The sequence below is a fragment of the Xenorhabdus miraniensis genome, from assembly GCF_002632615.1.
On record NZ_NITZ01000002.1, the window covers coordinates 232,780 to 243,032 of the forward strand.

Annotated in this window: 8 protein-coding genes; 6 read left to right on the top strand and 2 right to left on the bottom strand. The window is 54.5% G+C overall.

Annotation, left to right across the window (positions count from 1 at the left end):
• Positions 1 to 19: 19 nt before the first annotated feature.
• From Xmir_RS02960 to Xmir_RS02980, 5 genes are read left to right on the top strand one after another with little or no spacing between them, the layout of a single operon-like run.
• Positions 20 to 1,459 (top strand): VasL domain-containing protein, encoded by a 1,440-nt coding sequence (locus Xmir_RS02960; RefSeq protein ID WP_099112958.1) that lies wholly within the window; start codon positions 20 to 22, stop codon positions 1,457 to 1,459.
• 15 nt (positions 1,460 to 1,474) lie between these two features.
• Positions 1,475 to 3,559 (top strand): type VI secretion system Vgr family protein, encoded by a 2,085-nt coding sequence (locus tag Xmir_RS02965; RefSeq protein WP_099112959.1) that lies wholly within the window; start codon positions 1,475 to 1,477, stop codon positions 3,557 to 3,559.
• 38 nt (positions 3,560 to 3,597) lie between these two features.
• Positions 3,598 to 4,017 carry a DUF1795 domain-containing protein gene (locus Xmir_RS02970; RefSeq protein ID WP_099112960.1) on the top strand — a complete coding sequence of 140 codons (420 nt, stop codon included), beginning with the start codon at positions 3,598 to 3,600 and terminating at the stop codon, positions 4,015 to 4,017.
• A 12-nt stretch (positions 4,018 to 4,029) separates the two neighbouring features.
• Positions 4,030 to 8,424, top strand: coding sequence for an RHS repeat-associated core domain-containing protein (locus Xmir_RS02975; RefSeq protein WP_099112961.1), 4,395 nt, complete (start codon positions 4,030 to 4,032; stop codon positions 8,422 to 8,424).
• Between the two features lie 21 nt (positions 8,425 to 8,445).
• A complete protein-coding gene (locus tag Xmir_RS02980) occupies positions 8,446 to 8,826 on the top strand; it encodes an SMI1/KNR4 family protein (protein WP_086109710.1) in 381 nt (126 codons plus the stop codon).
• Positions 8,827 to 8,924: 98 nt separating this feature from the next.
• Here Xmir_RS02980 and Xmir_RS02985 read toward each other — a convergent pair whose 3' ends face one another.
• Positions 8,925 to 9,248 carry a SymE family type I addiction module toxin gene (locus tag Xmir_RS02985; protein WP_099112962.1) on the bottom strand — a complete coding sequence of 108 codons (324 nt, stop codon included), beginning with the start codon at positions 9,246 to 9,248 and terminating at the stop codon, positions 8,925 to 8,927.
• A gap of 73 nt (positions 9,249 to 9,321) precedes the next feature.
• Entirely contained in the window at positions 9,322 to 9,720 is a 399-nt protein-coding gene (locus tag Xmir_RS02990; protein ID WP_099112963.1) for a helix-turn-helix domain-containing protein, read from the bottom strand.
• Positions 9,721 to 9,817: 97 nt separating this feature from the next.
• Between Xmir_RS02990 and Xmir_RS02995 the strand changes: the two genes are divergently transcribed.
• On the top strand, positions 9,818 to 10,253 hold a 436-nt coding region (locus Xmir_RS02995; protein ID WP_244170840.1), incomplete at its 3' end, for a CHC2 zinc finger domain-containing protein.

Sequence of the window (10,253 nt, forward strand, 5' to 3'; positions counted from 1 at the left end):
TAAGGAGAAAAGCGAGAATATGAGCGGACACCCTGAAAATCTCATCATCCGGGCGGGCGGCAGTCCGCTGAACCTGCCGGAATTCGCCGTTATTCGCGATGAAATCAACAAAACCAGCCATCCGGCCCAACCGGAAGTCAACTGGCCGCTGGTGGAATCCCTGTCCCTGACGATATTCAAAACCAACGGCGTCGATTTGCAGACGGCGATTTATTACACCCTGGCACGGATGCAGCTGAATGGACTGGCGGGCTTCACCGAAGGCTGTGAACTGCTGGCCGGGGTTATCGTCAGTGAGTGGGACACCCTGTGGCCCCCTCAGCCGCAAGTCCGTACTGACTTACTGGAGTGGTTCCACACCCGTACGGGTAGTGTGTTACGCCAGATGGATTTTGCCGCCGGTGACCTGCGGATGATTTACCGTGCCGAACGGGCACTCCAGCTGATTATCGACCGGTTACAGCAATCTGACCTGAAACGCCTGCCGCGTGTCGAGAACCTGTTGTGGTTCTTCCAGAACGCGGCGAAAAAGCTGGAAAAACCCCGGCAGGCCGTCAAACCGGCGTCACAACCCGTACAGATGCCGCCTTTAGTCTATCTGTCCCAACAATCGGAAGCGGAACCGGAAACAGCGCCGCCGCCACCGCGCACTGACAGCCCACCCGCGGCCGATCTCCCGCCGCGGGTGCGGGTGCAATTTCCTGAACCCCCGCCGAAAGGTTTAAGTGCGTGGCAAGGGTTTGGCCTCGGTGCTTTGTTGGGGTTGCTGGTGTTGGTGGGTAGCTGGCTGCTGTTTTACAAACCGCTGCAACAACAATTCAACGCCATCACCGCCCAACCCGCCGGTGCCCGGCTGGCATGGCTGTACCAGCCCAAACTGGAACATTATCAGAACCAGTTGGACCGGTTAGCTGAAACACCACCGCTGGCAACGTGGGAAGCCGCCCGCATCCTGAAAGGCACGGCTGAACAACACTGGCCAATGTCGCCGAGCCAGCGGCTCATCACCCGCCAGTGGGAACAGGAGATGGCTGCGCGTATTGACAGCGTGCCCCTGAAAGGAAGCTGGAATACTACCCGCGACCAGCTTCAGCAACTGGCGGACAAAATCCTGTTGCAGGAGCGTACCCGTGGCAGCTTCACGCTTTCCTACCTGAAAACCGCTGTCTATGACATCCAGCGCAGCCACGGCAGTGACATCCCGCTGGAAGAGCTGCTGCGTCAGTTGAGTGTCTACGCGGCGAAAGGGGACAGCGCGCCGCCGGTGTTGCTGAAAGGCATTGATGAACGCTTTAACGCCCTGCTCGGCCGCTATGACCGGCTGCGTCAGGCGACAGAACAACAGGTAAGCCATACCGAAAACGATACCGAAAACAGTACCGAAAACAATATCAAAAACAATACCGAGAAAAAGACCAAACGTCATGAGCAAGCCGTCACCACTGACGGCGGGCATTAATCAGGGAGACAGAATATGTCGATGAAAAAGCGCATTGCGAAACTTCAAAAAGGGCAGGCACTTGTCCGGCAGGGACAGCAGGCCGCGGGGATGTTGGGGGGCTTAAGTGGCGGCAGTGCGGGAGGGGGCGTTCCAGGAAGCCCCGGCGGCTTTGTCAGCGCCGCTCAAGGGGCTGGCGGCGGTCAGGGCTTGGTGGCACGGGCTGCCAGCGGTCAGCACGCAGCAACCAAGGCCCTGCAAAACGCCGGCGCAATGTTGGGCGGCGGCGGGGGCAGCGCCCCCAGCGGACTGCAATTTACCCTGACGGCGGGGGGCTTGCCGCCGCAGACCTTTGTCGTCACTGATTTTACCCTGAGTGAACACTTTTCCCAGCCGTTCCAGTTGGAAGTCGGGCTGGCGAGTGCCGATCCGGCTATCGACTTTCCGGCCGTACTCGACCGCTCCGCCACCCTGACGATCACACAGGATGGCGTAGAAAGCCGCAGTATCACGGGTATCGTCGCCAGCTTTGAACAAGGTAATACCGGGTTGCACCAGACCACCTACCAAATGAGCATTCGCCCGGATCTGTGGCGTACCACCCTGCGCCAGAACTCACGCATCTTCCAGCAACAGGACATTGCCACCATCGTCACCACCATCCTGAAAGAGCACGGTATCCGCGACGTGGTGTTCAGCCTGCGCCATCCGCACCCAGAGCGGGAATTCTGCGTGCAATATCAGGAAAGTGACTTCGCTTTCCTGCAACGGCTGACCGCGGAAGAGGGGATCTTCTACTTCTTTGAATGTGGTAACGGACGTAACACGCTGGTGTTTGCCGATGATGCCGGCTCAGTGCCGCCGGGCATCGTCATCCCTTATCAGCCCGGCGAAGACAGCACACTGGGCGAGCCTTCGGTGGGCAGCCTGACATGCAGTGCGCAGGTGCGTCCGGCTCAGGTCGAACTCAAAGACTACACCTTCAAAAACCCGGCCTGGCCGGCAGAGTTTCGCGCACAGATGAAGGAAGAGACCCTGCAAGAGATGTACTACGAGCATTACGACTACCCGGGGCGTTTTAAAGATGAAGCGCACGGTAAGGATTTTACCCGCTACCGTCTGGAAGCCCTGCGCAACAATGCCATGACCGGACAAGGCAGCGGCAATGCCATTGCCATCCAGCCAGGTAAATTATTCACCCTGAGCAACCACCCGCGCGCAGACCTGAACCAGCCGTGGCAAGTGGTGAGCGCGAGCCATACCGGCAGCCAGCCGCAGGCGCTGGAAACCGCCAATAGCGGCACGGGCACGACCCTGCACAGCCACTTCCACTTTATCCGCCATAATCAGCACTGGCGCCCTGCGCCACTGCCAAAACCCGTGATTGACGGCCCGCAAATCGCCAAAGTCGTGGGACCCGCGGGCGAAGAAATCTTCTGTGACCAGTACGGCCGCATCCGCCTTCAGTTCCCGTGGGATCGCTACGGCAAGAGCGATGATCAAAGTTCCTGCTGGATACGCGTCACCCAGCCGTGGGCCGGTCAAGGCTGGGGCATGCTCGCCATCCCCCGCATCGGTCAGGAAGTGGTGGTGGATTTTCTTCACGGCGACCCGGATCAGCCGATCGTCACCGGGCGTACCTATCACGCCAGCAACATCCCGCCGGGCGGGCTGCCGGGCAGTAAAACCCAGATGGCCTTCCGCTCCAAAACCCACAAAGGGGAAGGGTATAACGAGCTGCTGTTTGAGGATGCGAAAGGCAGTGAGAAGCTGGCCTTACATGCGCAGAAGGATATGAGTACGGAAGTCCTCAATGACCGGTCAACCCGTGTGGTGCATGACCACACCGAAAGTGTCGGTAACAATCAAGCCATTACGGTGCGTAAAGATCGCCACAAAGAAATCATTGGCACGGAAGTCAGCAGCATCGGGACACGGCAGGTGACGGTGGAGAAAACCAGTGTGCTCAGTGTGAAAGGTGCCATCACCATCCAGTCCGTCGAAGACGGTATTTATATCGGCAATACCAAAGGCAGTATTTCAATCGATAAGGATGGCAACATCCACATTACGGGCGAAACGGTGATTATCAACGGCCAGAAAGTCATCACCCTGAACTGATCCCATTAACCCTGTTAAAAAATGAAAAAGGAAGCACGATGAGCGCACAACCTTACCAGATGAATGAAGGCACCCTGACTCTCCCTGCCAACTGGCGCGATGAAACCATGCAGGTTTTTGTCCTGCCGGATGACAGTGGCGTCAATCTGGTGATTAACCGGACACCTGTACCGCTGGGAACCGATGCAGCAGTGTATTACGAGCAAACGCTGGCGCAATTTGCGACCCACCTGCCGGGCTATCAGGAGCATCAACGTTTACCAATGACACTCAGTGGCGAAGGCGCGTGGCGGCTGGATTATCATTGGCAAAGCCCGGAAGGAGAGATGCACCAGACAGTGGTATTGCAAATCCGGGGCAGCCAGTTACTGGCCTTTAATCTGACGTCGCCGCAACCCTTTGAAGAAGGGCAACGCAACGCGTTACTGGCGGTGATCACCAGTTTTCAGGCCGTGTGACAGGAGGCCATCATGGGACTGGGTGACGAAATCGTAACACGGATTGCCCGTGTGGGAGCAACCCATGCGGTGGGTAGAGTCATGCCCCCCTCACAGCCCCGCGGCCCGGCAGCGGCACGTGAGGGCGATATTATCCAGCATTCGAGTTTTTTGGGTGCACTGGCCGGCGCTGTTGTCGGGGCATTGATCGGGGCCGCCGTGTTTGCTGTGGCCTCAGCCGTGATCGTCGGCACGGGTGGGTTAGCTACAGCGGCGGTATTGGCATTAGGTACGTTGGGGACAGCAGCACTGGGAGGGGTTATCAGTGATGCCAGTTCGGCGGTGGCCAACATGGTGGACAGCCTCGGGCCACCGGATGGCGCAATAAGCAAAGGATCACCGAATGTCCTGATTGAGGGCAAGCCGGCTGCCCGGGCGACAGTCGATTTAGCCACATGCAGTAAACATCCGCCGCCGCTGATCGCGCAGGGCAGCGAATCGGTGTTTATCAATGGTGAACCCGCCGCGCGGATGAATGACAAGCTGGTGTGCGGCTCTACCATCAAGAGCGGCGCGAGCAAGGTTTTTATCGGCTCCGGTCAAGGCACCTATCTGGAAATTGAGGAAGAATTTTCCGGCTGGCAACGGGCGTTACTGATTGCTGTCGAATTTATCGTTCCCCCCTCACGCGGGCTGGCAAAAGGGATAGGAAAGCTCTTTACCAAAGCAGGACAGAAAGCGGTTGTCAGGGGTGCATTTAAAGGTGCGAAAAAAGTCGGGGAGATTGCCCGGGGCAAAACACTCAAGTGCGCCAAAGCCGCTTTTAAAGAAACCAAAGGATTAAAACGTTACTGGGCCAGTACGAAAAAATTCTTTACCGGTGATCCGATTGACGTCACCACCGGGGCAGTGTTTGATCAACGTACTGATATTGAGCTGGGACAGACGCTACCGCTGCTATTTACCCGTAGCTGGTCGCCGGGGTTGCGGGGATGGCTGGGCGAGAGCTGGTTCGATAATTTCTCTGAATGTGCCATTGTCACCGGGGACAGGATAGAAATCCTGACCACCGAAGGCGCCTCCCTGCATTTTGCCCTGCCACAAAGCGTTAACCACAGCATTAACCCGGAACATCCCGACTTTACTTTAAGCCGGAAAAAATCCGGCTTTGTGCTGACAGAACGGAATAACCCGGTACGCAAATACTTCACCCGGTTAGTGTCCACCGCGGAGGAGACGATACAGCGCTGGTTACTCACCGAACACCGTGACCGTAATGGCAATGCCGTGTGTTTTCACTATAACGACACACATCAACTGGAAAAAGTGACCCACAGCGATGGCCCGGAACTGAGGCTGTTCTACCGGGAAGAGGGGCTGCTGGAAGCGATCCGACGCACTGACAATGGGCTGAATGACGTGATGGTACGCTATGCCTATCATGACGATGGCTTACTGGCAGAAGCGGACAGTACCCAGCAATTTCACCTGTTCTATGACTATAACGAGCAGGGGTTGATTAGCCGCTGGGCGGATGGTGATCAGACGGCGGTTGATTATACCTATGATGCACAAGGCCGTTGTATCCACAGTGTCGGCAGTGGCGGGTTCTACCCGGTGCAACTCACCTATGAACCGGGGATCACCCGTTCAACAACGCCCCAAGGGCACACCACAAGCTGGCATTACAATGACCAACAACAGGTGACGCAGGTCGAAACCCCGTGCGGTCATGTCACGCGTTATGCGTATGATGAATGGGGCAACCTGCGTCACCAGATTTTACCGGAAGGGCAACCCCTGACGTTAGATTATCTGGCGGATACCGGGCTGGTAACCACATTCACCGATGCCATCGGTGCGGCATGGCAGTATCACTACGATGATTTAGACCGGCTTATCAGCATGACCGATCCGCTGGGGCGGGTCTGGTGGCAGCAATATGACGATAATGGCAATGCGGAGTGCTTTATTGCCCCGGATGGCAGCAAAACCACGCTGACGCGCAATGAATTTGGGCTGGTTATCGCCGCTGAAGATAACGAAGGGTGTAAACGGTCGTGGGAATATGATCCCCAGAAACGGCTGACCAGACTGTTTGATGAAGAGAACCGCAGCCTGCGGCTGGGCTACGACAGCCATGACCGCTTGCAGCGGCTGGCCTCGGGTGGCGGCGCGCTGTGGCTGTGGGAATATGACCGCCATCATCGCGTATCTTTAAGCGATCGCCCGAACAACAGTCTGGAGCGTTTTCGCCATGACCGCCACGGTAACCTGACCGAGTGGACCGATGCGCGTGGCGTGCAATGGCATATCGAATACGGGCCGTTTGACCTGCCAGTCGCGCGTATCGATGGGGAAGGCCATCGCTGGCAATATCGTTATGACCCCGACAGCCTGCAACTGCTGGCAGTCATTAACCCGCAGGGCGAAAGCTACCGCTATACGCTGGATGCGGACGGACGGGTGGTTACCGAAACCGACTATGCCGGCACGCAGTGGCGCTATGCGTATGATGGTAATGGCAACTGCATTGAAAAACGGGATGCGTTGGGCAATATCACGCATTTTGAGTACGATGCTGCCAGCCGTATGACTGCGATGCACACACCGGAAGGTACGACCACCTACCGTTACGATATTCTGGGGCGGCTACTGGAAGTGATTGCCCCCGAAAACACGCCACTTACGTTTGAATACGATGATCAAGACCGCATTGTGAAAGAAACGCAGGCACACGGCGACATCCAACGTGATTACCCGGACAGCGCAAGCGTGGCAAGAACACTGCACACACTGGAGGGCCAATGCTGGCAGGTAAAATCCGAAGCCAATAAGGTGGGCGAACTGCGTCGGTTCAGCCTCAACGGTGAACACTCGCTCAATATTGAACGGGATGACGATGGCCATGAATGGCACCGCCAGTCAGATAAAGGCTTTATCCTGCGGCAGGAACATTCCCTGATGGGACAGCTGACGGCACAACGTGCCGGGCGTAATACCGAAATCTTTCAGGCCCATGAAGTAGCCGATATTCCGCAACCCACGCTGGCCGGACTGGACAGGGAGTATCGCTACGATGCAGCGCTCAATCTGGTGGCGGCCAATGATGAGCGGCAGTGGCTGCGTTATGTGGTGAACGGCAATGGACAGGTGACCTCGGTCAGTGACGGCGAACGGTTGCGTGAGCATTATCAATACGATGTATCAGGCTATCCTGCCCGACGTTTTGACGGCCTCAACGAGATAGACGGGGAACGTATTTACCAGAAAGGCCACCGGTTACGGCAACTGGGTCAGCACCTGTTCGAGTATGATGAGGCCGGGCGGATGACCGCGATGCAGTTGTGGCAGGAAGGCCACCGTGCCCAGCTCACCAAGTTCCGCTGGAACAGCCAGAATCAACTTATTGGGGTGCAGACCCCGGGCGGCCAGCAGTGGGACTATCGCTACGATGCGGTCGGGCGGCGCACGGAGAAAGTGTGCGAACGGGCGGGGCTGCGCACCACCTACCTGTGGGACGGGGATGTGCCGGCCGAAATCCGCGAATACCGGCACAACCGGCTGTACAGCCTCCGTCATCTGGTGTTTGACGGCTGGCAATTGCTGGCGCAACAGGTGCAGTTTTTCACCCTGAACCCGGAAAACCGCCATGAACTGCTTGCGGGCGAACTCCAGACGCAGTATGCGGTCTGTGCCCCGACGGGGGAGCCGCTGGCGCTGTTTGATGCCGCCGGGCACCGGGTCTGGCGGCAGCCGCCACACAGCCTGTACGGGCTGCGTCTGGGGGTGTCGGGGGAAAATGCCGAACTGAATCCGGGCTTAAAATATGCCGGGCAGTGGCTGGATGAGGAGAGCGGGCTGGTCTACAATCGGTTCAGATATTTTTCGCCAGTGGCGGGGCAGTATCTGACGCCTGATCCCATTGGGCTGATGGGTGGAGAAAACTTGTATGCCTATGTGCAAAATCCAACTGGCTGGATAGATCCGTTAGGATTAGCATGTAACAACCCTAATGGATATAAAGCAGGGGATGTAGACTTACATGGCAATTTGTCTCCGGGCGTAAATCGAGCACCAGGTCACAGTAATACTAAAGCTGATGATCTTGTACAGAGTCACCATCCAATACAGGATCATTGGGCTAAGAAACGCATCAAAGGTTATAAAAGGAATTCAGCGCCTGCCACATTATTACATTCATCTTCGGGAATGCCACATGCTCAAATCAGTGCGGCACAAAGAACAAGACGAGCAGGATCTGGAGGATGGGACAAAACGCTAAAAGAAGAATTCAATATAAGTTATAGAGAGATGATTGATGCTGGCGTACCGAAAGCTCAAGCAAGGAAGTCTCTTGGTGATGCTTATAAGTATTTTGATGGGCTTAGGGGCGCTAATAAAAACAATCCATTCTTTGATATTTAGGTTTATCAAGAGGAAAATTCCATGAATAAAGAAGATGTTTTAGAAAGATTAGATTTTATTGAAAAAGAAATGGATATTAAATTACCCCATTACTATAGGAAATTTTTGTCCGAAGAAATTCAAGATAAGCCTTATATTGAGATAACTGGGAAAGAACAAGAGAATATCTATGTTTATAATTTCGATTATGTCCTTGAAAGGAATAAAACATATACTATTCAGGATGTTGAGAGGAATTATTTTTTAATTGGTCAAGATGGTGATCTTGGTTATTTTATTTATGTAGAAAAAGGTAAGGAAAGTGATGTTATTTATAGCCTAGACTTGGGGGCTTTAGGTAGCGTCGATATGGAGGAAGATGGGGATAAGGAAGCCGATAATATTTATAATTTAGGAATATAAATATCTAGACATCAGCCAAGATAATGAATTAAATCTATCTTGGCTGAATAGTTTATATCAAATGAATCTTAGTGGATGAATATGTATCAAGAAGTAACTCAATATTCCACCTTATAATCCCCAAGCAACTCCCGCATTCGCAGCTTGATCTCACTGAGCTGGTCTTGCTGGCGCTGGTACTGTTGCCTGATATTGCGGGTGTCGTCGCTGTCAGGAATGAGCACAATGCAGCCCTCCATAATCTTGACGGTGAGTGTGCCACCAATCTCAAATCCGGCCTGTTTAAGCCACCTACCCGTTAAATTTATCGCGGGTCGGGGGTTCGGCCTACCATTTTGCGGGACGTATCCCACGGTGTAATAACGTTCGGTTTTGGCGGCTTTATTTTGCACCGCGTTTTGCTTAGAATGCGCCTTAGCCATCATTCAACTCCTCTTTAGTTGCTTGTGGTTAGCATTCTGGCCGTGCTCCAACACGGTCAGAATGCGTTAAATCCTAGCGTGTAATATTAATTGCCTGCTTAATCTTCTCTTGCGTGATTGCCATATCCAGAATGCGGCAAATTACGTCCTGATCTTCTGTTTTTAACCCGTCAACCTGCTTACACAGCTCTTTCAGCCGCTTATTTTTAATATCAAAAACGGGTGCGGTTGTGCCTTCTTCTCCCAGCAGTAAATGGTCAATACTGACTTCCAGTAACTGCGCCAGTTTAATGATGTAATCGAACTGGGGTTTCACCTGTCCCTGCTCCCAGCGCCCGACCATGCGGGGCTGGATATCCAGCAGATTAGCCAGTTCTATCTGTGTAAGCTGTCTGGCCTTGCGCAGTGTGGCAAGGCGTTTACCAAAATCAGTCATAAATGAACAAAGCCAGTTAATGTGTTTGTTCATCATGATAAGTGTCCTTTTTGATTGCTGGGCTTGAAAGTATTATATTGACCTGTATTATATAGGTCAATAATGACCTTGACGCATTTTAAAGGATTAAGACATGGCTCGCATTCCCGACGCAGAGTTGCAGCACCTGAAAGCCGCAGTTCCTTTAGTCGCCGTCCTTGAGCAGCAGGGGCGGCAGGTGATTAAACGCGGCAAAGACCGGCTGGTACTGTGCCCGTTCCATCAGGAGAAAACGCCCTCGATGGTGATCACCCCGTCGAAAAATCTTTATCACTGCTTTGGCTGTGATGCCGGCGGATCGGTGCTGGACTGGGTCATGAAAACCGAAGGGTTGAGCTTGCGTCATGCCTGCGAGCGGTTGCGGGCGATGCTGGGCAGCAATCCGGCGGTGGAGCCGCTGATTGAATCGCCGGAACTGATCAGCGATGTCGCCGGGCAGCAGGCACTGCTGTCGCGGGGGGTTGAGTTCTATCACCATACGCTGCTCAATGCCCCGGAAGCGCAGGCCTATCTGACCCAACGGCGGCTTA